The sequence below is a fragment of the Dietzia sp. CH92 genome, from assembly GCF_032248695.1.
Taxonomy (GTDB): domain Bacteria; phylum Actinomycetota; class Actinomycetes; order Mycobacteriales; family Mycobacteriaceae; genus Dietzia.
Map to the genome: position 1 here is coordinate 247,987 of NZ_JAVHXC010000002.1, position 25,339 is coordinate 273,325.

The 25,339-nt window shown below is 71.7% G+C and carries 19 protein-coding genes; 4 read left to right on the forward strand and 15 right to left on the reverse strand.

Annotated elements, in window-relative coordinates:
- Positions 1-4: 4 nt before the first annotated feature.
- From RWK90_RS04580 to RWK90_RS04595, 4 genes are read right to left on the reverse strand one after another with little or no spacing between them, the layout of a single operon-like run.
- Positions 5-1,603, reverse strand: coding sequence for a carboxyl transferase domain-containing protein (locus RWK90_RS04580; RefSeq protein WP_314035233.1), 1,599 nt, complete (start codon positions 1,601-1,603; stop codon positions 5-7).
- Complete coding sequence (locus RWK90_RS04585; RefSeq protein WP_396230266.1) at positions 1,600-2,826, reverse strand: acyl-CoA dehydrogenase family protein; 1,227 nt, start codon at positions 2,824-2,826, stop codon at positions 1,600-1,602. Before RWK90_RS04585 ends, RWK90_RS04580 begins: the two co-directional genes overlap by 4 nt.
- Positions 2,823-4,685: an acyclic terpene utilization AtuA family protein gene (locus RWK90_RS04590; protein ID WP_314035235.1), complete on the reverse strand. Its 1,863-nt coding sequence runs from the start codon at positions 4,683-4,685 to the stop codon at positions 2,823-2,825. Before RWK90_RS04590 ends, RWK90_RS04585 begins: the two co-directional genes overlap by 4 nt.
- Entirely contained in the window at positions 4,682-5,500 is an 819-nt protein-coding gene (locus RWK90_RS04595) for a TIGR03084 family metal-binding protein (protein WP_314035237.1), read from the reverse strand. Before RWK90_RS04595 ends, RWK90_RS04590 begins: the two co-directional genes overlap by 4 nt.
- Positions 5,501-5,641: 141 nt before the next feature.
- Here RWK90_RS04595 and RWK90_RS04600 point away from each other — a divergent pair, with 141 nt between their 5' ends.
- On the forward strand, positions 5,642-7,249 hold the full coding sequence (locus tag RWK90_RS04600; protein WP_314035239.1) for a class I adenylate-forming enzyme family protein: 1,608 nt from the start codon (positions 5,642-5,644) through the stop codon (positions 7,247-7,249).
- Between the two features lie 44 nt (positions 7,250-7,293).
- Here the strand turns inward: RWK90_RS04600 and RWK90_RS04605 are convergent, their stop codons facing one another.
- Entirely contained in the window at positions 7,294-8,742 is a 1,449-nt protein-coding gene (locus RWK90_RS04605) for an acyclic terpene utilization AtuA family protein (RefSeq protein WP_314035241.1), read from the reverse strand.
- A 36-nt stretch (positions 8,743-8,778) separates the two neighbouring features.
- Positions 8,779-10,329 carry a succinate CoA transferase gene (locus RWK90_RS04610; protein ID WP_314035243.1) on the reverse strand — a complete coding sequence of 517 codons (1,551 nt, stop codon included), beginning with the start codon at positions 10,327-10,329 and terminating at the stop codon, positions 8,779-8,781.
- Positions 10,330-10,515: 186 nt separating this feature from the next.
- Here RWK90_RS04610 and RWK90_RS04615 point away from each other — a divergent pair, with 186 nt between their 5' ends.
- Positions 10,516-11,022 carry a MarR family transcriptional regulator gene (locus tag RWK90_RS04615; protein WP_314035245.1) on the forward strand — a complete coding sequence of 169 codons (507 nt, stop codon included), beginning with the start codon at positions 10,516-10,518 and terminating at the stop codon, positions 11,020-11,022.
- 163 nt (positions 11,023-11,185) lie between these two features.
- Here RWK90_RS04615 and RWK90_RS04620 read toward each other — a convergent pair whose 3' ends face one another.
- Entirely contained in the window at positions 11,186-12,613 is a 1,428-nt protein-coding gene (locus RWK90_RS04620; RefSeq protein WP_314035247.1) for an MFS transporter, read from the reverse strand.
- Positions 12,614-12,906: 293 nt separating this feature from the next.
- Between RWK90_RS04620 and RWK90_RS04625 the strand changes: the two genes are divergently transcribed.
- Complete coding sequence (locus RWK90_RS04625; RefSeq protein ID WP_314035249.1) at positions 12,907-14,214, forward strand: cytochrome P450; 1,308 nt, start codon at positions 12,907-12,909, stop codon at positions 14,212-14,214.
- A 55-nt stretch (positions 14,215-14,269) separates the two neighbouring features.
- Here RWK90_RS04625 and RWK90_RS04630 read toward each other — a convergent pair whose 3' ends face one another.
- From RWK90_RS04630 to RWK90_RS04645, 4 genes are read right to left on the reverse strand one after another with little or no spacing between them, the layout of a single operon-like run.
- Entirely contained in the window at positions 14,270-15,133 is an 864-nt protein-coding gene (locus tag RWK90_RS04630) for a LuxR C-terminal-related transcriptional regulator (RefSeq protein WP_314035251.1), read from the reverse strand.
- 24 nt (positions 15,134-15,157) lie between these two features.
- Complete coding sequence (gene mmsB / locus RWK90_RS04635) at positions 15,158-16,069, reverse strand: 3-hydroxyisobutyrate dehydrogenase (RefSeq protein WP_314035253.1); 912 nt, start codon at positions 16,067-16,069, stop codon at positions 15,158-15,160.
- Positions 16,070-16,072: 3 nt separating this feature from the next.
- Entirely contained in the window at positions 16,073-17,236 is a 1,164-nt protein-coding gene (locus RWK90_RS04640; RefSeq protein WP_314035255.1) for an acyl-CoA dehydrogenase family protein, read from the reverse strand.
- 28 nt (positions 17,237-17,264) lie between these two features.
- Positions 17,265-18,791, reverse strand: a complete 1,527-nt coding sequence (locus RWK90_RS04645; RefSeq protein WP_314035257.1) for a CoA-acylating methylmalonate-semialdehyde dehydrogenase — start codon at positions 18,789-18,791, stop codon at positions 17,265-17,267.
- 211 nt (positions 18,792-19,002) lie between these two features.
- Here RWK90_RS04645 and RWK90_RS04650 point away from each other — a divergent pair, with 211 nt between their 5' ends.
- Positions 19,003-20,778, forward strand: a complete 1,776-nt coding sequence (locus RWK90_RS04650) for an AMP-binding protein (protein ID WP_314035259.1) — start codon at positions 19,003-19,005, stop codon at positions 20,776-20,778.
- A 54-nt stretch (positions 20,779-20,832) separates the two neighbouring features.
- On the opposite strand, the gene RWK90_RS04655 is transcribed toward RWK90_RS04650, so the two are convergent.
- The 4 genes from RWK90_RS04655 to RWK90_RS04670 are packed head-to-tail and all read right to left on the reverse strand — an operon-like array spanning position 20,833 to position 25,276.
- Positions 20,833-21,726, reverse strand: coding sequence for an SDR family oxidoreductase (locus RWK90_RS04655; RefSeq protein WP_314035261.1), 894 nt, complete (start codon positions 21,724-21,726; stop codon positions 20,833-20,835).
- The gene (locus RWK90_RS04660; protein WP_314035263.1) at positions 21,723-23,384 is read right to left on the reverse strand and encodes an AMP-binding protein; all 1,662 of its coding nucleotides are present in this window, start codon (positions 23,382-23,384) and stop codon (positions 21,723-21,725) included. The genes RWK90_RS04655 and RWK90_RS04660 overlap by 4 nt, the downstream gene beginning before the upstream one ends.
- A 36-nt stretch (positions 23,385-23,420) precedes the next feature.
- The gene (locus tag RWK90_RS04665; RefSeq protein ID WP_314035265.1) at positions 23,421-24,695 is read right to left on the reverse strand and encodes a hypothetical protein; all 1,275 of its coding nucleotides are present in this window, start codon (positions 24,693-24,695) and stop codon (positions 23,421-23,423) included.
- Between the two features lie 5 nt (positions 24,696-24,700).
- On the reverse strand, positions 24,701-25,276 hold the full coding sequence (locus RWK90_RS04670; RefSeq protein ID WP_314035266.1) for a nuclear transport factor 2 family protein: 576 nt from the start codon (positions 25,274-25,276) through the stop codon (positions 24,701-24,703).
- Positions 25,277-25,339: the final 63 nt, after the last annotated feature.

Genomic DNA, 25,339 nt, shown 5'->3' on the forward strand with positions numbered 1-25,339 from the left:
TTCCTCACATCCGGAAGACGCCGAAGCGGTCGGTTCCGGCGACGTCTCCGGAGTGGATCGCGGACAGGCTGAGGCCCAGCACCGTCCGGGTGTCGCGGGGGTCGATGACGCCGTCGTCGTAGAGCATCCCGGACAGGAAGGCCGGCAGGGACTCCTTCTCGATCTGGTCGGCGATCGCGGCCTTGAGTCCCTCGACGGTCTCGGGGTCCATCTCCTCGCCGCGCGCGGCCGAGGCCGCGGCCGCGACCGAGGTGACGACGTCGGCGAGCTGCTGGCCGCCCATGACCGCCGACTTCGCGCTGGGCCAGGTGTAGAGGAACCGGGGGTCGAAGGCCCGACCGCACATGCCGTAGTGGCCGGCCCCGTAGGACGCGGCGGTGATGAGGGACAGGTGCGGGACCTCGGAGTTGGAGACGGCGTTGATCATCATCGCCCCGTGCTTGATGATGCCGCCGCGCTCGTACTCCGACCCGACCATGTAGCCGGTGGTGTTGTGCATGAACAGCAGCGGGGTGTCGTAGCGGTTGGCCAGTTCGATGAACTGGGTGGCCTTCTGCGCCTCCTCGCTGAACAGCACGCCGCGGGCGTTGGCGATGATGCCGATCGGGTATCCGTGGATCTCGGCCCAGCCGGTGCACAGACTCGAACCGTAGAGCGGCTTGAACTCGTCGAAGTCCGAGCCGTCCACGATGCGCGCGATGATCTCCCGCGGGTCGAACGGGATCTTGAGGTCCTCGGGGACGATCCCGAGCAGTTCGTCGGTGGCGTAGAGCGGCTCGACGACGTCGGCGCGCGGGGTGCGCCCCGCCTTGGACCAGTTGAGGCGACGGACGATGCCGCGGGTGATCCGCGCGGCGTCGGCCTCGTCGACGGCGAGGTGGTCGGCCAGTCCGGAGACCCGCGCGTGCATGTCGGCGCCGCCGAGCGTCTCCTCGTCGGCGATCTCCCCGGTGGCGGCCTTGACCAGGGGCGGGCCGGCCAGGAAGACCTTGGACCGCTCCTCGATCATGACCACGTGGTCGCTCATGCCCGGGACGTACGCCCCGCCGGCGGTGGAGTTGCCGTAGACGACGGCGATGGTGGGGATCCCGGCCTTGGACAGGCGGGTGAGGTCGCGGAAGAGTGCGCCGCCGGGGACGAACACCTCCTTCTGCGTGGGCAGATCCGCGCCGCCCGACTCCACGAGGCTGATGACCGGGAGGCGGTTCTTCATGGCGACGTCGTTGAGCCGGAGGATCTTGCGCAGGGTCCACGGGTTGGAGGTGCCGCCCTTGACCGTGGGGTCGTTGGCGATGAGCAGGCACTCGACGCCGGAGACGACACCGATCCCGGCGACCACGGAGGCGCCGGTCTGGAAGTCCGAGCCCCACGCGGCGAGCGCGCACAGTTCGAGGAACGGGGACTCCCGGTCGAGGATCATGTCGATGCGCTCGCGGGCGGTGAACTTGCCGCGCTCGCGGTGGCGGGCGACCTTGCGTTCGCCGCCGCCGGCCAGCGCCGGCTCGAGGTCGGCGGCGAGCTGGTCGAGCTTGCCCTCCATGGCCTTGCTCGCCGCGGTGAACTCGGCGCTCGTGGTGTCCAGTGTGGAACGGAGAATCGTCATGCCGTGTACCCCAAACGTCGTCCGGCGAGGGTGGTCAGGATCTCGGTGGTGCCGCCGCCGATGCCGAGCAGCCGGACATCGCGGTACTGGCGGCTCACCTCGGACTCGGTCATGAAACCGAGCCCGCCGTGGAGCTGCACCGCCTGATTGGCCACCCATTCGGCGCATTCGACGGCGGTGTTCTTGGCGAAGCAGACCTCGGCGATGGCGTCGTGGCCGGCCACGGCGAGGTCGGCGCAGCGACGCGTGTAGGTGCGGGCCACGTCGATGCGCCGGGCCATCTCCGTGACCGTGTTCTGCACGGCCTGGCGCGAGAGCAGGGGTCGCCCGAACGTCTCGCGCTCACGGACCCACGCCAGGGTGAGGTCGAGGCAGCGCTGGGCGTGCGAGTAGCCCTGGGCGGCGAGGGCGATCCGCTCCCCCACGAACCCGATCGCGATCTGCGCGAACCCGTCGTTCTCCGCGCCGACGAGGTTCTCGACGGGGACCCGGCAGTCGGTGAAGGTGAGCTCGGCGGTGTCGGAGGCCCGCCAGCCGAGCTTGTCGAGCGGCGCCGAGCGGTGGAAGCCCTCCGTGTCGGTGGGGATGACCAGGAGGCTGACCCCGGCGGCGCCCCTGAGGTCCTCGCCGCCGGTGCGCACCGCGGTGACGACGAAGTCGGCGCGGGTCCCGGAGGTGATGTACGTCTTGGCCCCGTTGACGACGAAGTGGTCACCGTCCCGGCGGGCGCTGGTGGTCAGTCGCCCGACGTCCGAACCGCCGCCGGGCTCGGTGATGGCCAGCGAGCCGATCAGCTCGCCGGCCAGCGTGGGCCGGACCCAGCGGTCGATCTGGTCCGGCCGCCCCGACTGCGCGAGGTGGGGGGTGGCGATCCCGCAGGTGAACAGTGAGGCGAAGACGCCTCCGGAGACCCCGGCCTCGTGCAGGGCCTCGCACACGATGATCGAGTCGCGCATGTCTCCCCCGCCGCCGCCGACCTCCTCCGGGAAGGAGACCCCCAGCAGGCCGAGGTCCCCTGCCTTGCGGTGCAGCTCGCGCGGGATCGAGCCGGCGGCCTCCCACTCGTCGAGGTGCGGCAGGATCTCCCGCTCGGCGAAGCGGGTCGTGGTCTCGCGCAGCGCGAGACGTTCGTCGGTGTACCAGGGGTCCCCGGGTACATGGGGCGGGACGGTGGGGGCGGTACGGCGTGGGGCGGTGGGGGCGGTACTGCGTGGGATGGTCACGCGTTCTCCTCGGTGGCCGCGGGGGCGGCGTCTGCGGTGGCGGTGGGTGCGCCCGTACCTGCGGCGACGGGGGCGGTGACGGAGTCGGGGATCTCGACGTGGCGGGAGCGGAGCCACTCGGCCAGGCCCTTGGCCTGCGGGTCCCAGCGGTACCCGTGGGCCACGCCCTTGCCGAGCAGGCCGTCGACCACGAAGTTCACCGCGTGCATCCGCGGCAACTCGTAGCGTTCGATCGGTAGCCCGGCGGTCTCGGGGAGCAGGCGGCGGAGCTCGTCCACGGTGAGCGTGTCGAGCATCCACCGGTAGGCCTGCTCGTCGCCGGCCCACAGCCCGATGTTGGCCGTGCCGCCCTTGTCGCCTGAGCGCGCACCGAGCACGTCGCCCAGCGGGCGGCGCCGGGTGGTCCCGGCGGGCGCGGTGTACGCGGGCAGCGGTGCCCCGTCCGCGCCGAGTCCGTCGGAGGCGTGGCCGTCGCCCATCTCCTCGGTCCGGGCGGGGGGCTCGATGTCGACGCGGGTGCCGTCGGGCAGCACGGCGACGTGCGGGACCTCGGTCTGGGGCAGGTAGGCGGGGATGTAAACCCCGTAGGGGCCGCCGCGGCCGGGCGGGCCGCTGGGGGTGGCGCCGGGATAGCTCGACAGGGTCATGGCGACGGCGGCGTCGGAGAACGCGCGGCCGACGACGTCGGCGTCGGGGTCCCAGGCGACGATGGTGAGCATCGCGGTCGCCGCGGCCTGGGTGTCGGCGTCGGGATGGTCGGTCCGGTGCAACCGGAAGTCCAGCTCGGCGGGTTCGCGCTCCAGTCCCGCGCGGAACTGCCGTTCGACCAGCGTGGCCTTGTCGGAGATGTCGAGACCGGTGAGCAGGAACGTGACCTCGTTGCGGAAGCCGCCGAGGCACGTGACCGACACCTTGGTGGTGGGCGGGGCCGGTTCGCCGACGACCCCGGAGATGCGGACGCGGTCGGGGCCCTCCTGGTCGAGGACCGCCGTGTCCAGGCGGGTGACCACGTCGGGGCCGCCGTAGCGCGCGCCGGTGACCTCGTAGAGCAGTTGCGAGGTGACGGTGCCGACGGTCACGGCGCCGCCCGTGCCGGCGTGCTTGGTGATGACCGACGTGCCGTCGGCGGCGATCTCGGCGATCGGGAAGCCCGGCGTGACGGGGTCGGCGATCTCACCCCGGTTGAAGAAGGCGTAGTTGCCGCCGGTGGCCTGCGTGCCGCATTCGATCACGTGCCCGGCGGCCGTGGCGCCGGCGAGCGCGTCGAGGTCGTCGCGGCCCCAGCCGAAGTGGCTGATGGCGGGGCCGACGATCACCGAGGCGTCGGTGACGCGGCCGGTCACGACGATGTCGGCGCCGGCGTCGAGGCAGCGTGCGATGCCGAACGCGCCGAGGTAGGCGTTGGCCGTCACGGGCACCCCGGCGTCGGCCGGGACGGCCAGGTCGGAGACCCGGCTCATGAGGTCGTCGCCCTCCACGTGCGCGACGGCCGGCGACAGCCCGAGCCGCGTCCCGAGCTCGCGGATCGCCCCCGCCAGCCCGGCGGGGTTGAGTCCGCCCGCGTTGGCGACGATCGTCACGTTCTTCTCCAGTGCCAGCGCCATGCAGTCCTCGAGCTGGCGCAGGAAGGTCTTGGCGTAGCCGAGCTCGGCGCTTCTCATCCGGTCACGACCGAGGATGAGCATGGTGAGCTCGGCGAGGTAGTCGCCGGTGAGGACGTCGAGCTCGCCGCCCTCGAGCATCTCGCGCATCGCGGAGATGCGGTCGCCGTAGAACCCCGACATGTTGCCGACGCGGAGCGGAGGCACCGTCGACTCAGGGCCGACGCGCAGCGGCGCCGGCGTGGTGGATCCGGTCATGCCCGTGCTCCCTTCTCGCGGCCGCCGCCCGGCAGTCCGGCGAAGGCCTGGGCGATGCGCAGCCATTCCTCGGCGTCCGCGCCGACCGTCTCGAGGGCGGTGTCGTGGCGGTGGACGCGCTGGGTGACCAGCAGACAGAAGTCGAGAGCCGGCCCGGTGACGCGCTGGTCGGCCTCGGCGGGTCCGAACTCGAGGTCGGTCCCGTCGGGCAGTGTCAGCGCCACGTGTACGTCCGAGGCGGGGGCCTCGCGGCCGTTCATGAGGTAGGCGAACCCGCGCGTCTTGAACCCCAGCCGGGCGACGTGCGGGAGCGCCCCGGTGAAGGCCGGGTCGCCGGAGACGTCGACACCGAGCGCGTCGGCCACGTCGATGCCGTGGGCCCAGGTCTCCATGATCCGCGCGGTGACCATCGACCTGGGTCGCATGGGCGGACCGAACCACGGGATCTGCTCCCCCGGATCCGCGGCCTTGAGCGCGTCGGCGAGCTCACCGCGGGCCAGGCGCCAGCGCGCGAGGACCTCGTCGCGGCCGGTGGCCGCGATCTCGGCCGCGCCGGCGTCGACGAACCCGGTCGGGTCGGCCACGGCCTTCTCGACGACGGTCCCGAAGGCGTCCGCGTCGCGGATGGCGGTGACGGACACCTCGTCGGTCCAGGCCAGGTGGGCGATCTGCATGGCGATGTCCCAGCCCTCGGCGGGGGTGTCGGTGTTCCAGCCCTCGACGCCCGCGGCCTCGACGAGCTCGTCCACCCGGGCGCTGAGCGCGGCGAGAGCCGCGTGCGGATCCTCCGTGACGGAGGTCTCAGGGTTGCTCATGTGATCACGATGACACCCCGCCCCAAATAAAGCAAGCATGATTGCTTGCTTTCTCCCGCACCCTCTGCGAGGCTCACCCTACGGTGATCCGCGTCACACAGCCCCGGATCCCCCACCCCTCCCCCGACCCCTGGAGACACCGTGCGCCTCGATCCCACCGGCATCGACCCGACCGACCACGCCCTGGCCCGCCGCTGCTCTGTCGGCGACATCCCCACCCGCGCCGCCGCCACGTTCTCGGACCGCACCGCCCTCACGGACGACTCCGGCGCGTGGTCCTACCGCGAGCTCGAATCCCTCTCCAACCGGTTCGCGCACGGGCTCGCCGCGCACGGTATCCGCGAGACCGAACCGGTCGCGATCCTGTCGCCGAACTGCCGGGAGTTCGTCGCCACCTACTTCGGGACCGCCAAGGCCGGGATGGTCTCCCTGCCCGTCAACCTGCTGTCCGGGCTGGAGAACATCGCGCACGCCCTGAACGACTCGGGGACCCGCATCGTGGTCGTCCACGGCTCACTCGCCGAACTGGTCCTCGGGGCGAGGGCCGCCCTCCCCGGGATCGAGACCCTCGTCGTCGTCGGCGGGGTCCCGGACGGACTCGACGCCGCACCTGACGGCCCCACGCTGATCGGCTGGGACGACCTGCTGGCCGACGACGACTCGAACCCGGACACCGTGATCGGCGACCGTCAGGTCGTCCAGTGCCTCTACTCCTCCGGGACCACCTCCCGCCCCAAGGGCGTGCTCACCTCCCACCTCGCGGTGACCGTCGCCGCGCTGGGGAACGGCGCGGTGTTCGGCTTGAACTGGGGCGCGGAACCGTCGGTGACGGTGTGCCCCCTGCCCCTGTTCCACACCGCCGGTCTCAACGGCGTCCTGCTGTCCGCGATCACCATGGGCGCGACGGTCCACCTCCTACCGGGATTCGACCCCGTCGGGTACGCCGACACGATCGCCCGCGTCCGCGCCACGCACCTCGTGGGACTGCCCCTCATGCTCGAGGCCCTCGCCGACGGCACCGACCGGGGACTCGACCTGTCCTCGGTGCGGTTCCTCCTCTACGCCATGGCACCGATGTCCGAGGAGATGCGCCGGCGCCTCGAGTCCGCGCTGCCCGACGCGCGGATGGTCCTGGCCTCGGGGATGAGCGAGTGCACGCCCGCCACCGTCATGCAGTGGCCAGAGCTGAACCCGGACAAGTCCGACTCGTGGGGTTACCCGACCCCGATAGCCGAGAACCGGATCGCCGAGCCCGGGTCCGACCTGCTCCTGCCGCCCGGCGAGGACGGCGAGATCGTCTACCGCGGCCCGACCGTCATGGAGGGCTACTGGAACAACCCGCAGGCCAACGCCGAGGCGTTCGTGGGCGGACGCCTCCACTCGGGCGACCTGGGGCGCATCGACGCCGAGGGCGTGGTGTGGTTCTCCGACCGCGTCAAGGACATCGTGAAATCCGGCGGGGAGAACGTCTCGTCACTGCACGTCGAGCGTGTCCTCATGGATCACCCGGACGTCGCGGAGGTGGCCTGCGTCGGGCGACCCGACCCGACGTGGGGCGAGGTGGTCGTGGCGGTGGTCGTGCCCGCCGAGGGCGCCCCGGTCGAGGACGAGCTCAAGGCCTCGGTGAGGGAGTTCGGCGCCGAGCGGCTCCCCTCGTCGCACCGGCCGCGCGACGTCGTGGTGGTGGACTCGATCCCCCGCACCGCGACGGGGAAGATCCGCAAGGTCGAACTGCGCGCGCTGGCCTGACCGGCCGGGGCGGGGCGTGTGGGCCCCTCCTCGGGCGCGCCGCGCTAGGGCCCGACCTCGAGGAGCTCGCCCGGGATCTCCAGGCGCGTGGCGGCGAGGTCGGCGCCCAGACCGGGCCGCAGCGCCTCGCCCCGCGGGGGGCGCGCCACGATGTTGACCGCACGGAGGTTGGGCAGCAGGTACAGCCGCGTGTCCATGCCCTCCAGCCCGGGGATCAGCTCGCGGAACCGCTCCGGGGTGAGCGCACCCGCCAGCCAGGCGAACGCCGAGTCGTCCCACGTCCACACCGCGATGTTCACCCCGCGTCCCACCACGCCGCGGCGCACGCTCGCCACCGACCCCAGGCTGGCGGTGACGGGCTCGCCGCCGGGGACGGCCCCCGCCGACCACGGGACCGGCAGCTCCCCCGGACCGATCGGCGCGGTCTCCGGCGGCACGGGGATCCGCACGCGCGCACCGTCGGGCAGGACGACCGTGTGCCCGGCCTCCTCCTGCGGCAGCGGGCGGGCCACGCGGGCGGGCCGCGCGCCGTCGGCGCCCCCGTGGGCGCGGCGGCTCATCCCGACCACCGCGACGACGGGCGGCGCCGACTCCCCGCGGGCGCCGCTGATGCGGACGCGGTCCGTGCCCTCCTGCGCCAGGCGGAGGGAGTCGAGCCGCAGGACGACGTCGGGCGCGGCGTACCGGGCGCCGGCGACGCCGTCGAGGAGCTGGTCGGTGACGGTGCCGACCGTGACCGAGCCGAACGCCGACGGGTGCCGCGTGATCACCGAGCAGCCGTCGTCGGCGATCTCGGCGATCGGGTAGCCGCCGGTGACGGGGTCGGTCGTCCGGGTGACGTCGGTGGTGGAGTCGACGACGCCGGTGGCGCCGGGCCCGCCGGAGAGCACGTGCCCCACCGCCACGGAACCGGCCAGGGCGTCGAGGGCGGACGGTGTCCACCCGTGGTGGGCCGCCGCGGCGCCGGCGACGAGGGCCTCGCGACTGACGCGCCCGGTGACGACGACGACGGCGCCGGCCGCGAGCGCGCGGGCGATCCCGAAGGCCCCGTGTCGGACGGTGGCGACGTCCACCTCCCCGAGCCCCAGTGCGGCCGCCCGGTCCGTCACCTCACCGGGCTCGAGGTGGGCCACGGCGAGCTCCACCCCCCTCTCGGCGGCGAGGGCCCGCAGGTCGCGGGCGAGCCCGGCCGGGTCGAGGGCACCGGCGTTGGTGACGATCCGCACCCCTGTCGACCCGCCCGCGGCCGCGGCGTCCCCGCCCGCGCCCAGCCGGTCCAGGCACTCACCGATCTGCTCGAGGGCCGCGCGCTCGTACCCGGGCCCGCCCGCGGCCCGCTGCTCCGCGAGGTCCAGCATCGCCTCGTCGGAGAGCATGTCCAGCGCGAGGACGTCCAGGGACGCCGCCGCGAGGAACTCCGCCGCCGCGCTGGCGCGGTCGGTCCGCGACGCGGAGACGTTGCCGATGCGTAGGGGCCTCGCGCTGGTGGTCATCAGTCCTCCGGATGCGTCTGTGGGGGCGGTGCTCCTCTACTCCAGCATGCTTCCCGTCGCGGCGAAACGGGTGTGGAACGAGAACGCCTCCTCGAGCATATGCGGGGTGTTCCCCGCGTCGGGCCGCGCGTTCGCCCGGTCGAGGTAGTCGTGGAGCTGCGGCCGGTACGCCGGGTCCGCGCAGTTGTCCACCACGAGGCGGGCGCGCCTGCGCGGGCTGAGCCCGCGCAGGTCGGCCAGGCCGTGCTCGGTGACGATGACCTGGACGTCGTGCTCGGTGTGGTCGACGTGCGGGATCATCGGGACGATCGCCGACACCGCGCCGCCCTTCGCGGTGGACGGGCTGAGGAACATGGAGACGTACCCGTTGCGGGTGAAGTCGCCGGACCCGCCGATCCCGTTCATGATCCGGGTGCCGCACACGTGGGTGGAGTTGACGTTGCCGTACACGTCCGCCTCCAGCATGCCGTTCATCCCGATGATGCCCAGGCGTCGGACGATCTCCGGGTGGTTGCTGATCTCCTGCGGTCGCAGCGTGATGTGGTCGCGGTACAGGTCGATGTTGGCGACGAGCTCCTCCAGCCCGGCCTGCGACAGCGCGAGCGACGTGGCGGAGGCGTGCGCGACCTTGCCCTCACGGATGAGCCGCAGCATCGAGTCCTGGATGACCTCCGAGTAGCAGGTGAGGTTCTCGAACGGTCCGGCCTCCAACCCGGCGAGCACGGCGTTGGCGACGTTGCCGATGCCCGCCTGCAGCGGCAGCAGGCTGCCCGCCGGCATGCGTCCACGCTCGACCTCGTGACGGAAGAACTCCACGACGTGGCCGGCGATGGCCCGGCTGATCTCGTCGGGCTCGGTCAGCGCGCTCGCCGAGTCCTGCCGGTCGGTCGGCACCACCGCGATCACCTTGGCGGGGTCGACCTCGAGGTGGGCCTGTCCGATCCGGTCGTCGGGGCGCGTGAGCATGATCGGCCGCCGCTCCGGGGGCAGGGCCGTGCCGTAATAGATGTCGTGCATCCCCTCGACGTCCAGCGGGACCCACGAGTTCACCTCGAGGATCACCTTGTCCGCGACGTCGAGCCAGGTCTTGTTGTTGCCCACCGACATCGACGGCACCAGCTTGCCGTCGTCGGTCACCGCGGCCACCTCGACCACGGCGACGTCCACGTTCCCGTAGTAGCCCTCCCACACCTGCTGGGCCACGTGCGAGAGGTGGATGTCGACGTAGTCCATGCGGCCGTCGTTGATCGCCCGGCGGGCGGTCGGCTCGCTCTGGTACGGCATCCGCAGGCCGACTCCGTCGACCTCCGCGAGCATCGCCTCCGCCTCGTTGCTCACCGAGGCGCCCGTGAGGAGGTTGACGCTGAAGTCCTCGCCGGTGGCCCGGACGGAGCGGATGCGTTCGGCGAGCGCCGGCGCGAAGGCCTTGGGGGTGCCCGCGCTGGCGAACCCGCTGATGGCGACCGTGTCCCCGTCGGAGATCCGTGCGACCGCGGTGGCGGCGTCGGTGACCAGGTCCCGGAAATGCGGATGACGGATGCGCGCCGGGTCGAACGTCGTTCCCGACTGATGGACGGCATTTCTCATGCGGTGACCATAGCGCCGGTCACACCGGGAACCGTCCTCGCCGGATCGTCGCCCTCCCCCCATGATGGTGGAGGGGCGCGGGCGCTCCCGCCCGGTGCCGCCTCGCCGAGTCGGCCCTGTACAGGGCCGCCGGCCGGATAGACTCGGTGGATCGCCCCCACAGTCGCGCCCCTCAGGAGTGTGCCCTTGCCCCCCAGGACCACCCCGATCCCCGATCGCATCGACCAGGCGCGTGCCAACTGGGAACGCGAGGGCTGGGTCGACGCCGCGCAGGGGATGACCGTCGTGACCTCGGTGATGCGCGCGCACCAGATCCTGCTCGCCCGCGTCGAGGAGACCCTGCGGCCCTGGAACCTGTCGTTCCCGCGCTATGAACTCCTCCGCCTGCTCGCCTTCTCCCGCTCCGGGGCCCTGCCCATCACCAAGGCCTCCGAGCGGCTCCAGGTCCACGTCACCAGCGTCACCAGCGCCATGAAGCGTCTGCTGGACGCGGGCCTGGTGGAGCGGCGTCCGCACCCGACCGACGGGCGGACCACCCTCGTCGAGATCACCGAGGACGGCCGGCGGGTGGTGGCCGAGGCGACCGCCGCGCTCAACGCCGGCGTGTTCGCCGACCCGGGGATGGACACCGAGGAGCAGGTCGCGCTCATCGACGCCATCTCCTCCCTGCGCCGGTCCGCCGGGGACTTCTGACCCGTTCCCGCCGGAGGGGCGCCGGTCCCACGCCGGCGCACCGCGCTCGCGCGACGGGGGCCGCACACACGACACCGCGCCCGACCCCCCTCTCGGGTGGGGTCGGGCGCGGCTGATCGTGTGGCCGGTTGCGGGGACGGGGCCCCGGATCAGCGGGTGCCGGTCACGGCACCTCGGCGGCGATGACGCGGTCGGCGGTGATCGTCGCGTCGGCGTCCATGTCGTTCTTGCTCGACTCCGTCATGGCGATCACGCAGAGCATCGACATGGCGGACAGGAGCGAGAGCATGATGCCCACTCCCAACGTGTTGCCCGCGGCGACCATCGCGGCGGCGGCCAGCGGCGGCAGCGCGCCACCGAGGATGCCGGCGAGGTTGTAGCCCAGCCCGGCGCCGGTGTAGCGGTAGCGGGCCTGGAACAGCTCGGGCAGGAGCGCGCCGGCCGGACCGTACGCGATGCCGAAGATGACGAGGGTGACGAACAGGACCAGGGCGAACGCGATCGGGGATCCGGTGTCGAGGATCGGGAACACGAACAGCGTCCAGATCACGGCCAGGGCGACCGAGGTGCCGATGACCTTCTTGCGGCCGATGCGGTCGGAGTAGATCGCCGAGACCGCGATCGCGGCACCGAAGATCAGGGCGGCGAGCATGCCCATACCCAGCACGAACGGGCGCGGGTGCTCGAGGTTCTTGGTGGCGTAGTTCGTGAGGAACGAGGTGCCCATGTAGAAGAGGGAGAACAGCGAGGTGAGCGCGCCACCGGCGATGAGGATCTCCTTCCACTGGAAGCGGATCGCATCGGCGAAGGGCAGCGTGCGCGGGGCGGTCTCCGTGGCCGCACGGGCGCGGTCCTGCTTGAAGACGGGGGTCTCCTCGACCGAGATGCGGATCCACAGACCGATGAGGACCAGGACCGCGGACAGCAGGAACGGGATGCGCCAGCCGTACTGCATGAACGGGCTGTCGACGTCCGCGCCGTCGCCGGCGATGAGGGAGAACAGCAGGAAGGTGCCGGAGGAGAGGAAGAAGGCGAAGGCCACGCCGAGCTGCGGCCACATGCCCATGAGCCCGCGCTTGCCCTTGGGCGCGTACTCCGCCGTGAGCAGGGTCGCGCCGGCCCATTCACCGCCGACGGCGAAGCCCTGGAAGAAGCGGCACGCGACGAGCAGGGTCGGGGCGAGGATGCCGATCCCGTTCTCGAACGCCCCGAACGCGCCGGTCTCGTATCCGGGCAGCAGGCCGATGAACACCGTGGCGACACCCATGATCATGAGCGTCCAGACCAGGGTGCGCTTGCGGCCGATCCGATCGCCGAAGTGGCCGAAGACCGCCGCGCCCACGGGGCGCGCGAAGAACGCGACCGCGAACGTCGCGAAGGACGACAGGGTCGCAGTGGCGGGGTTCTGATCCGGGAAGAACAGGGTCGGGAAGACCAGGGCCGCGGCGGTGCCGTAGATGAAGAAGTCGTACCACTCGATCGTCGTACCGATCGAGGAGGCCGCGGCGACCTTGGCGAGCGAGGTCTTCTGCGCGACCGGCGGGTTCGGCGACTGTGCCGAATCCCCCGCGGGGAGGTTCGTGGCTGTCAAGACAACTCCAAGTCCTGTGAGGGGCGGCCGGGCCGAGCCCGGGCTGGGTGATCCCCGACGCATGAACGTCGATTGACGCAGAACTTATGTGATGGCCACCACACGCCGATACACCCGAAAGTGGAGGGTGGGTGATCTGCCTCACGCAGACGGCCGACCCGCCGGCGGTGCACGTCCGCCACGGCGGGTCGCCGCGCGGCGGGCTCCACCGGAAGCGCATCGCGGCGGGCCGCTCTAGGGTGGCGGCGAGACGCCGACCGCGAGTTCCCATCCGAGCACGAAGGAGAGCGCCCATGCCCCGACCCGTCCCCCGGGTGATCCGCGACCAGTCCCTCGATTTCCTGCGATCCGGTTACCTCTTCGCCTCCCGGGTACGCCGGCGTGCGGGGGTCACCCCCGAGTCCCAGACACCGGTCCGGCTGCGGCTGATGGGCCGGAGCACGGTGTTGCTCCGGGGAATCGACGGCGTCCGCGCGTTCTACGACGCCGACAAGGTCGCCCGCGACGGAGCGATGCCGGGGTTCATCCGGTTGCCGCTGTTCGGCCCCGGCTCCGTCCACACGCTCGACGGCCGCGCCCACGCCACACGCAAGAACGCGATGGCCGACATGGCCTACGACGACGACCGCGCCGCCCACTTCGGTGAGCTGGTGGCCGAGGAACTCGAGGAGATGCTCGACCGGTGGGCGCGCAGCGGCCGCGGCACCGTCTACGACGACACCTCGACCGCGTTCGGACGGGCGGCGTTCCGCTGGGCCGGCCTGCCCGTCACCCCCGCGGAGGCCGACCGCCGCGCCCGCCAGATGAGCCGCCTTCTCGACACGTTCGGTCGCGTGTCGACCAACCCGATCGCCCAGCTCGAGCGCGTGCGGCTGGACCGCTGGGCCACCGGAGTGATCCGAGCGGTGCGCTCGGGCGACCTGCGGGCCGAGCCCGGCTCCGTCCTGGCGGCCATGGCCGACCTGCGCGACGAGAACGGCGCGCTCGTCGACGACCGCACCGCGGCGGTGGAGCTCCAGAACCTCACCCGCCCCACCGTGGCGGTGGCCCGGTTCGCGGCGTTCGCCGCGATCGCCCTCACCGAACACCCCGAGTGGGCGCACCGGATCCGGGAGGCCGCGTCCGCCGCCGGCCGGCTCTCCGCGATCCCCGAGGCCGTGGCGTTCGCCCAGGAGGTCCGCCGCGTCTACCCGTTCGTGCCCATGCTGCCCGCCCTGGCCACCACGGACTTCGAGGTCCAGGGCTGCCCCGTACGCAAGGGCCAGCGGGTGCTGCTCGATCTCCTCGGGACCGACACCGATCCCGAGCACTGGCCGGACGCCACCACATTCGACCCCGGCCGGTTCATGGGCGTCGACGACGCCGAGGCTCTCGAGGCGTTCATCCCCCACGGTGGCGCCGACGTGCGCACGGGCCACCGCTGCCCCGGCGAGAAGATCGCGGTGGCCGCGCTGTCCGCCGCCGTGGCCGCGCTGTGCCGCCCCGGGGTCCGGGTCAGTCGCGACCCCGACGACCTGACGTTCCCGTGGACCGAGATGCTGACCCGGCCCGCCACCGGCGTCCGGGTGACCTGGCGGGAACACGAGGCCGCGGCGGCGTAGAACCGCCCCGCCGTCGTGACGGCGGGGCGGGGGGCCGGTGATACGGCGGGGCGGGTCAGGGCAGGAGGCCGAGCAGGCGCGCGCGGGCCACCGACTCCATCCGTGAGCGCGTGCCCAGCTTGGTGCCGATGTTGCGCAGGTAGGCCTTGATCGTCTCCGGCGAGAGCGACAACCGCGCTCCCACCTCCGCGTTGGACAATCCGAGGGCCACCTGGGCGAGGACGTCGATCTCGCGCGGTGAGAGCACCGATTTGGCGGCCACCGGGATGTCTCCGGCGTCCGGCGCGCGCCCGACGCCGGCGAGGGCCGAGCCGGCGGCCAACAACCGGTCGCGGAGCGCCGGGTCGCCCAGCTCGGCCGCGATCGCGCGCAGCTCACCGTGCAGCACCCGCAACTGCTCGCGGTCCGACGCCTCCAGGCCGACGGTGTGCTCGGCGGCGGCGACGTCGGCCATGCGCAGGCGACGATCGACCTCGTCACGGACCCGGAACTCCGAGGCCAGATCGGCGGCGACCGAGTTGAACGTCCGCGTCACGTGATCGCCGAGCTGGGTGGCCACGCGCGCCGAACCGTAGAGGATCGTGCGGGCGACCCCGGAGACCATCACCGGCACCGAGATGATGGCCCGGAGCCCCTCCTGCCCCACCGCCTCCGCGTAGTGCCGGGTGATGCCGGAACAGTCCTCGTAGTCGCGGACCGTCGCCGGTCTCCCGGACGCCATCACGTGGCCTCCCAGCCCGCGGCCCTTGGCGACCTGGAGTCCCTGCATCGAGGTGGTGCGGGCGCCGATGAACCTGCTGAGCTGGGCGGTCTCGCCGTTCCCCTCCCCGGCGAAGACCATGGGGAGCCCGGATTCCTGGCGGGCACGGCGCAGTGCGCCCAGGACGGCGTCCGAATCGCTCGGCCGGAGGGTGGTCATCTCAGCTCTCCTGTTACTGACGGGTCAGCCCCGCGCGGAGTCGCGGATGCTGGTGATGATGGCGGAGAAGTCCTTGTCCCCGTGGTCCTGCGCGAACTCGTCGTACAGGGCCGCGGCGGCGGCACCCAGCGGCGCCACGGTGCCGGTGCTCTCCAGGGCGGACAGCGCCAACCCGAGATCCTTGTTCATCAGCGCGGTCGCGAAGCCGGGCTTGAACTCGTTGTTCGCCGGCGACGTCGGGACCGGACCCGGGACCGGGCAGTTGGTGTGCAGGGCCCAGCTGTTGCCGGTGGCGCCGGTGACGACGTCGAACAGCGCCTGGTGCTCGAGCCCCAGCCTCTCGGCCAGCACGAACGCCTCGCCGATCGCGATCTGGTGCACCGCCAGGACCATGTTGTTGCAGACCTTCGCCGCCTGCCCGGCGCCGGCGGCGCCGCAGTGGATGACCTTCCCCGCCATCGGTTCGAGAACCGGCTCGGCGGCGGCGAACGCCTCCGGCTCGCCCCCGACCATGAACGCGAGGGTGCCGGCCGTGGCACCCTTGACCCCACCCGAGACCGGCGCGTCCACCTGCAGCATCCCGGCGGACACCGCCCGCTCGTGGACCTCGCGGGCGTCGTCGACCGAGATGGTCGACGAGTCGATGAACAGCGTGCCCGCCTCCGCGGAGTCGAGTACCTCGGCGTAGGTGGACTTCACCAGGTCCCCGTTGGGCAGCATCGTGATGACCACCGCGGCGCCCCGCACCGCCTCGGCCGGGGACCCACACACCGTGACACCGGCCTCGCGGGCGGCGTCCTGCGCGGCCGGCACGGGGTCGAAGCCGCGGACCGCGTGACCGGCCCCGGCCAGGTTGGCGGCCATCGGGCCGCCCATGTTGCCCAGCCCGAGGAACGCCACGGTCGGCTTGTCGGTGCTCGTGTCCACGTTGCTCATCTACTACGCTCCCAGTCCGCGCGCGGCGACGGCCCGGCCGACGACGACGCGCATGATCTCGTTCGTGCCCTCAAGGATGCGGTGCACCCGCAGATCCCGCACGATCTTCTCGATTCCGTATTCGGATAGATATCCGTAGCCGCCGAACAGCTGCAGCGAGCGGTCCGCGACGTCGAAGCACCGGTCGGTGACGAACAGCTTGGCCATGGCGCACAGCTCGACGTGGTCGGGCTCCTTGGCGTCCAGCGCCGCGGCGGCCCGCCACAGCATCAACCGGCTCGCCTCCAGCTGCGTGGCCAGCTCCGCGAGGGTGAATCGGATGGTCGGCTCGTCGATGAGCGCGCCACCGAACGCCTCGCGGTCCCGCACGTGGGCCACCGCCCGCGAGTAGGCCTCCTGCGCCCCGCCCAGCGAGCACGCCGCGATGTTGATACGGCCACCGTTGAGACCGCGCATCGCGATGGTGAAGCCCAGCCCCTCGCCCCCGGAGTCGGCCCCACCGATGAGGTTGGCGGCCGGCACGCGCACGCCCTCCATGATCACCTGCGCGGTGGGCTGCGCGTTCCACCCCATCTTCCGCTCGTCGGGGCCGAAACTCAGCCCGTCCGAGTCCGCGGGGACCAGGAACGCCGAGATGCCCTTCGGGCCGGCGTCCCCGGTCCTCGCCATGACCAGATACACGTCCGACTGTCCGCCGCCGGAGATGAACTGCTTGGTCCCGGTGAGCACGTAGTGGTCACCGTCCCGGACCGCCTTCGTCCGCAACGCCGCGGCGTCGGACCCGGCGCCGGGCTCGGTGAGGCAGTAACTCGCGAAGGCCTCCATCGAGGCGAGTCGCGGGATCCACTCGTGCCGCTGCTCGTCGGTGCCGAACTCGTCGACCATCCACACGCACATGTTGTGGATCGACAGGTACGCCGCCACCGACGGGCACCCGCGCGCGAGCTGCTCGAAGATCCGCACCCCGTCCAGGCGACGCATCCCGCTGCCCCCGACGTCCTCGGAGACATAGATCGCGCCCATGCCCATCCCCGCGGCCTCGCGCAGGACGTCCTTGGGGAAGTGATGGGCCTCGTCCCACTCCTGCGCCATGGGACCGATCCGCTTGTCCGAGAAATCGCGAGCGGCGTCGACGATGACCTTGTCGTCGTCATCCAGCGTGAACATACAGTTCCTCTCCTACGCCCGGCAGGCGTCAGTCCATCGTGGGGATGACGAACTCGGCGCCGTCCTTGATCCCGGAGGGCCACCGCTGCGTGACCGTCTTGACCTTGGAGTAGAACTTGATCGACTCCGGGCCGTGCTGGTTGAGGTCGCCGAAGCCGGACTTCTTCCAGCCGCCGAAGGTGTGGTACGCGATCGGCACCGGGATCGGCACGTTGACGCCGACCATGCCGACCTCGACGCGGGAGACGAACTCGCGGGCCGCGTCACCGTCGCGGGTGAAGATGGCCACGCCGTTGCCGTACTCGTGGTCGGTGGGCAGCGCGAGGGCCTCCTCGAAGTCCTTGGCGTGGACGACGGTGAGCACCGGGCCGAAGATCTCGTCGGTGTAGACGCTCATGTCGGTGGTGACCTTGTCCAGCAGCGTCGGCCCGACGTAGTAGCCCCCGGAGATGTCCTCCCCGTCGAAGGTGTCGGTGTACGCCCCCACGCCGCGGCCGTCGACGAGCACCTCCGCGCCCGCCTCGGCGCCCTGGGAGATGTAGTCCAGCACGCGCTCCTTGGACTCCGGGGTCACCAGCGGTCCGTAGTCGGACTGCGGGTCGTGGCTGTGGCCGACCTTCAGCGCCTCGACCTTGGGCAGGAGCTTCTCGATGAGCTTCTCCGCCGTGCCCTCGCCGACCGGCACGGCCACCGAGATGGCCATGCAGCGCTCACCGGCCGAGCCGAAACCGGCTCCGACCAGGGCGTCCGCGACCTGGTCCATGTCCGCGTCCGGCATGATGATCGCGTGGTTCTTGGCGCCGCCGAAGCACTGGGCGCGCTTGCCGGTCCGCGCGGCGTTCTCGTAGATGTACTGGGCGATCGGGGTCGAGCCGACGAAGCCGACCGCCTGGATGGTGTCGTTGTTGAGGATCGCGTCCACGGCCTCCTTGTCGCCGTGCACCACCTGGAAGATGCCGTCCGGCAGACCGGCCTCGGTGAACAGCTCCGCGAGGCGGACCGGCACCGACGGATCGCGCTCGGAGGGCTTGAGGACGAACGCGTTGCCGCAGGCGATCGCCGGGCCGGCCTTCCACAGCGGGATCATGGCCGGGAAGTTGAACGGCGTGATGCCGGCGACGACGCCGAGCGGCTGGCGCATGGAGTAGACGTCCACGCCGGTGCCGGCGTTCTCGGTGTACTCGCCCTTGAGCAGGTGCGGGATGCCGATCGCGAACTCGATGACCTCGAGGCCGCGCTGGATGTCGCCCTTGGCGTCCGGCGTCGTCTTGCCGTGCTCGATCGCCAGCAGCTCGGCGAGCTCCTGCATGTTCTGGTTGACCAGGTCGACGAACCGCATGAGCACGCGGGCGCGCTTCTGCGGGTTCTGCGCGGCCCACCCCTTCTGCGCGGCAGCGGCCTTCGCGATGACCTCGTCGACCTCCGCGGTGGTGGCGAGCGGCACGCACGCCTGCGCCTTTCCGGTGCTCGGGTTGAGCACGTCCTGCATGCGTCCGCCGGTCGCGGCGACCCGCTTGCCGTTGATGTAGTGCTCGACCTGCCTGAGATCCGACATGACCGTCCCTTCGTCAGCGGGGACGCCCCGGCCGGTCGGCCGAGCGCCCCTCTCCCGTGATGCCCATCACCCTATACTTGCAACTCCTAGTAATCCATATCCGGGGCGGACCGACCCGCCACCCTCCCCTTTCGGGTGTACCGCCGCGGCCGACGGCGGCCCTACTGTGAGCTGACTCACTACGCAGGAACGTCCGTCGACAGGAGCACCCATGTCCCCGCTGCCCACCGAGGCCACCGTCCGGTTCCGCGCCGCCCGAGACTTCCTCCAGGCCCACGCGCAGGACTACGACGCCGCCCGGGACGGCTTCGCCTGGCCCGAGCTCGACGAGTGGAACTGGGCGCTGAACTGGTTCGACGTCCAGGCCGAGGGCAACGACGATCCCGCACTGTGGATCGTCGAGGAGCACGACGGCGGCGGCGCCCCGACCGAGGCGAAGTACTCGTTCGACGAGATGCGCGTCCGCTCGGACCGCACGGCCAACTGGCTACGCGATCAGGGCGTGGAGCCCGGCGACCGCATCCTGCTCATGCTGGCCAACCAGGTCGAACTGTGGGACGTCATGCTGGCCGTCATCAAGCTGGGCGCCGTGGTCATCCCCGCGACCACGCTGCTGGCCGAGGGCGACCTGCGCGACCGGATCGCCCGCGGCGGGATCAAGCACGTCATCGCGCGTGCCGAGCTGGCCGAGCGATTCGCCGCGATCCCCGGCGACTATCAGCGCATCTCGGTCGGCGGAGCCGGCGCGGGTGACGCCGGCGGCGGAGCCGGCGCGGGTGGCGCGGTCGGCGGCGCCCCGGACGGGTGGACCGACCTGGCGGGCGCGATGGACGCCTCCCCCGACTTCACCCCGAGCCACACCACCCACGCCGACGACACCCTGCTGCTGTACTTCACCTCCGGGACCACCAGCAAGCCCAAGCTCGTCGAGCACACGCACGCCTCCTACCCGGCCGGCCACCTGTCGACCATGTACTGGATCGGCCTGCAGCCCGGCGACGTCCACCTCAACGTCTCCTCGCCGGGGTGGGCCAAGCACGCCTGGTCCAACGTCTTCACCCCGTGGATCGCGGGCTCGTGCGTGTTCATCTACAACTACTCCCGCTTCGACGCCACGGCGATGATGCGGGAGATGGACCGCTGCGGAGTGACGAGCCTGTGCTGCCCGCCGACGGTGTGGCGCATGCTCATCCAGGCCGACCTCACCCAGCTGCAGGTGCCGCCGCGACTGGCGGTGGGCGCCGGCGAGCCGCTGAACCCCGAGGTGATCGGCCGCGTCCGCGACGCGTGGGGCGTGACCATCCGCGACGGGTTCGGCCAGACCGAGACCACCGTGCAGATCGCCAACACCCCCGGTCAGCCCATCAAGGACGGCTCCATGGGCCGCCCGTGCCCCGGCTTCGACGTGGCGCTGGTCGACCCGGCCACCGGGCAGGAGGTCACCGGCGACGGGGCCGAGGGCGAGATCTGCCTGCGCCTCGACCCGCGTCCGCTCGGCCTCATGGTCGGCTACCACGGCGACCCCGAGCGGACCGCCGCCGCCTACGCGGACGGTTTCTACCACACCGGCGACGTGGGCTCGCGGGACGCGGACGGCTACATCACCTACGTGGGCCGCACCGACGACGTGTTCAAGTCCTCGGACTACCGGATCTCCCCGTTCGAGCTCGAGTCCGTGCTGCTCGAGCACCCGGCCGTGGCCGAGGCGGCCGTCGTCCCCTCCCCCGACCCCGTCCGGCTGAGCGTGCCCAAGGCGTTCGTCGTCCTCGCCGGCGACTGGCAGCCGAACGAGGACACCGCGCGGGAGATCTTCGAGTACTCGCGCACCCACCTGGCCGGCTACAAGCGGATCCGCCGACTGCAGTTCACGGATCTGCCCAAGACGATCTCGGGCAAGATCCGGCGCGTGGAGCTGCGCAGGGCCGAGGTCGACAACGGGCCGTCGGTGGACTTCCCCGGCGAGTTCCGCGAGGAGGCGCTGCGCTGACCACGGCGTGACCGGCGGGCGTCCCCCACGCGGGCGGCGCCCGCCGCGGGCGTGTCAGGCCCGGATGAGGCCGTCGATCTCCTCCGGGGTCCACGGGGGGTTGTCGTGGAAGTCGCGGTACGCGAGGATCTGCGCCTCGGGTGTCGGGAAGCGGCCGATGAACCCGCCGGAGCCGGCGAACACGCCCCCGGTGACCCCCTCGGACAGCTCCGAGACCAGATAGGTGTAGAGGGGCGCGACGTACTCCGGTCCCGCCGGGTCGAGCGCGCCCGCCACGCTGAGCTCGTCGAGCATGCCCCGTCGCCCGAGCTCGCGGATCTGCTCCTCGTACCCGTCACCGCTGGACAGTCGTGTCCGCGCGCCCGGGCAGACGACGTTGGTCCGGATCCCGTACTCGGCCAGCTCCGCGGCCAACGCCATGGTCAGCGACGTCACCGCTCCCTTGCCGGCCGGGTAACCGGTGCCACCGTAGTCACCCTTCCACGCGAACGACGACGTGGTGACGATCGCCCCCGATCCCGCCTCCACGAGGTGGGGGGCGAACACCCGGCACGGGGCGAACACGGTACCCAGGTGGGCGTCCATGAGATCGGCGAACTCGGAGTGGGAGACGGTGAGGATCGAGGAACCGGCGGGTTCGGCCACCCCGGCGCAGGTGATGAGGCCGAGCACGGTCGAGTCGCCCTCGCGGGCCCGCGCGAGCATCTCCTCGGCGACCTCGGGGGCGTGCGCGGGTCCGGTCACTCCTGTGATCCGGCCCGTCGACCGCGCGGCGAGGTCGTCGACCTGTTCTGCCAGCGCTGTCGCATCCCGCCCGTTGAGCACCACGTCCGCGCCGCGGGCGGCGAGGTCCTCGGCCACCGCGGCCCCGATCCCCCGGGACGAGCCGGTGACGGCGACGACCCGTCCGTCCAGCCGGAGTCCCGGGTCCCGACCCTCCCTCGTCATGACCGCGAGCCCACCGGGTCGGCGCGGCGGTCGTGATCGGGGGCCCGGGCGGCGAGGACCCGCTTCGCCCAGCCGTAGTCGGTCTTGCTGCTGGGGTGGCGCTCGACCGTCTCGACCACCCAGTAGGCGACGGGGACCTTGAAACCCGCCAGGGTCCCGCGCAGGTCCTTCTCGAGGGCCTCGAAGTCCCCCACGTGCCCCTCGGCCCACTCGATCACGGCCCCGACCCGGTGCCCGAACCTCTCGTCGGGTACCCCGAGCGCCACCGCGTCCTGCACGCCGTCGGCCGCCTTGAGCGCGGACTCGACCTCCTCGGCGAAGATCTTCTCCCCGCCGGAGTTGATGACCTGGCTGCCGCGTCCGAGCATGATGATGGAATCCGGGCCGTCGTACCTCCCCCGGTCCCCGGTGAACACACGTCGGACGCCCGCGATCTCGCGGAAGGTCTCGGCGGATTTGGCCTCGTCCTTGTAGTAGCCGCTGGGCTGGTAGCCGGACTTGACGATCCACCCGATCTCCGTGGAGTCGTCGGGGAGGAGCTCGTCGAAGTCGTCGACCAGCTGCAGGTGGGCTCCTCGCGGGATGCGGGGACCGCGGTCGGCGAACAGCGAACCGTCGTCGAGGTCGGCCCTGGTGGCGACCCCGAGCCCGCCGAAGCCGCTCTCGGACGACCCGAACGCGTCCATGATCATGAGATCGGGCCGCAGTTCGAGCAGCTCGGCCTTGACCGACGGGGAGAACAGCGCGGCCCCGGAGCTGACCATGAACACGCTCGAGGTGTCCGCGCCGGTCTCGCGCATGTGCGCGAGCATCGGCCGCACCATGGCGTCCCCGGCGACGATCACGATCTGGATCTTCTCGCTGACGATCTCTCCCACGACGTCCGCGGCCCGGAAGTGCGGCAGATAGTGACACGTGCCGCCCGAGAACAGGGCGGTGAAACTGGGCATCAGCCCGGACGTGTGGATGAGCGGCAACAGGACGAGGTATCGCGCCGGGTCACCACCCAGTCCCGAGCGGGACTGGTGGAACTCGTCGGGCACGGGCTCACCGGTGTAGTAGTCGGCGCCTCCGGCCAGGCTCCGCCACAGGTCCTCCTGACGCCACATCACCCCCTTCGGCTTGCCGGTGGTGCCGCCGGTGAAGACCAGGAACAGGTCGTCGGCGCTGCGGTCGGCCGGGACCCGTTCCGGGGAGGCCGCCGCGAGGGCCTCCCCGGCGTCGAGCGCATCGTCGGGCAGGTCCGGAACCCCGGAGCCGTCGTCCACCGCGATGAGGAGCCGCAACGTCTCCAGTCCCTCCGCCGCCGCCGCCACGGCCGGCGCGAACTCGCGGTGGAAGACCAGAGCGCACGCGTCCGAATAGTCGTAGAGGTATCGCAGTTCGGATCCCGCGTAGCGGTAGTTGATGCTGATGGGGACCGCGCGGAGCTTGAGGACGCCGAGGAAGAGCGCGATGCAGTCGACGCCGTTGCGCAGGTGGATCGCGACGTGCGCCCCGGCACCCACCCCGCGGGAGGCGAGGACGTCGGCCCACCGGTTGGCCTCGGCGTCCAGGTCGGCGTAGGTGAGGCGGCGCTCGTCCTCCACCACCGCCAGTCGGTCGCTGCCGTACGCGTCCGCCGCGTGCTCGAACAGGTCTGCGAAGTTGTGTGCCATGACTGGTCCTCCGGAGTGTGACGGCGGGTCGGGCGCTCAGACGGGGGTGATGGGAAGTGCGTTCCGCCTGGGTCCGAAGTCGAAGGCCGCGCCGGTGCTGATGCGGGTCACGGCCACCTCCTCGAACTCCTCTGCGGGCCGGTCCCCCATCCGCAGGACGGCCTCGACTCGTGTGCCGCCGGTGGGGACGCGCTCGACCGTCCAGTGCGGGTCCACCGCCCGGGCCGCGGCGGCGAGCGGCCGGAGTCCGTCGCGGGCGAGCAGGGGTAGCCAGGTGTCGTCGGCGAACCCGTCCGCGGTCGTGTCCCAGTGGACGGTCAGCCCGGTGCCGTCGGCGGACACCTCGGACGAGTACCCGGTGTAGGCGGTGGGGCCGGCGAGCGGGTGCACGTCGAGAACCGCCGCGAGCCCCGGGGCGTCCGCGGCGACACCCAGGACGTCCCGGATCCGGCCCGCGGCGACCCCGGCGATCCCGGTGGCCTGGTAGGCGAGCAGTCGGTCGGCGACCCCGGCATCCGAGCGACGTCGGACCGACTGGTGGAATCCCACGGCGAGCAGGTGCATCTGGAGGTAGACCTCGCGGATGATCCTGATGAGTGCGGCGGAGGTGAACTCCGTGAAGACCAGGTCGCTGAGCAACGGCCCGGCGTAGTCGTCGCGCTCACCCTCCCCCGTGGTGTCGCGGGGTGCCGGCGGGTCGAACCGGAACCCGACCACGCGGCTCGACGCCGACTCGACGGCGGGCTCGGGGAACGGGAACGGCTCCGCGTCGGGATCGATCCGCACCCGCCAGTGGCAGTGCGGCGTCCGGCCCTCGGGGCTGCGGGGCGGCCGATGGATCGGCTCGACCACGGCCAGCGGGTTGGTGGCCAGGGCCGTGGCGGGGAACGTGGGGTCCTCGATGTCGTGACACATCGTCGTGACCAGGCGGTCCCCCATCGGCTCGACGTCCATGAGCGCGCCGCAGTGGTCGAGCCAGAACTCCCCGTTGTCGTGGTCGCTCACGGCATAGCGGAAGTCCATGAACTCGGGCGGGGCACCGACGTCGAGCTGGAACCCCTTGAAGATCTCGGCGACCCCGTCGCCGGTGATGGACAGCGCCTCCTTCATACGCTTCGCGTAGTGCGGGCTGGCGGCCTGCCACTCCTCGATCGCGACGTCACGCATGCCGTCGACGCCGAACTCGCCGAGCAGGGCCGGCATCCCGGCCCGGTCGATGAGCTGCCCGATGAGGAGCAGGTCCGGCAGGAGCCGGGCGAGTGTCGGGTGGGACAGGGACTCGAGAGGATCACGCGGTGACGGGGTGGCCATGGGGATCAGACCTCGTCCGGCGAGGAGACTGGCCACAGCGGGGCCGGGCTGTCCTCGAGGCGGTACCAGCCGGCCGGCTTGCCGCCCGCGCCCTCGAAGCGCTTCTTCATGGACGGGGTCAACGCGTCCGCCTCGTACATGCGCATCATCAGGTCCACGACGTTGCCGAAGTCGAAGAAGTCGCGCTGCCAGGCCCACTGCTGGTTGCCATTGTAGAGGAACCACGAGCCACCCAGACCGTGCACCTCGTAGGGCTTGCCGGTCTTGGGGTCGACGGTGGCACGGGCGATCTGCTTCCACAGGCACAGCACGTCGCCGGTCTCGGGGTCGATGATCGTGCGGATGTAGGGGTACTCCCAGCCGTCCAGCCCCTCCATCTCCTGGCCGAGGGCGATGTCGCGGATCTCGTCGCGACCGACGGCCATGAAGTCGTCCTTGGTGCCGTAGTTCCAGCCGTAGGTCGCGTCCTCGGCGAAGAACTCGGCGAGGGGCTTCCAGTCCCTGTTGCGCTCACATTCGGCGTTGGCCTCGATCCATCGGTCGACGAACTCGGCGATCTCGGCGCGGTCGAAACGGGTCACGTCATTCACTCCTGGGTGTGGGTTCCGGAGGTCCCCGGTCCGGCACGTACCGGCCGGGGGTCA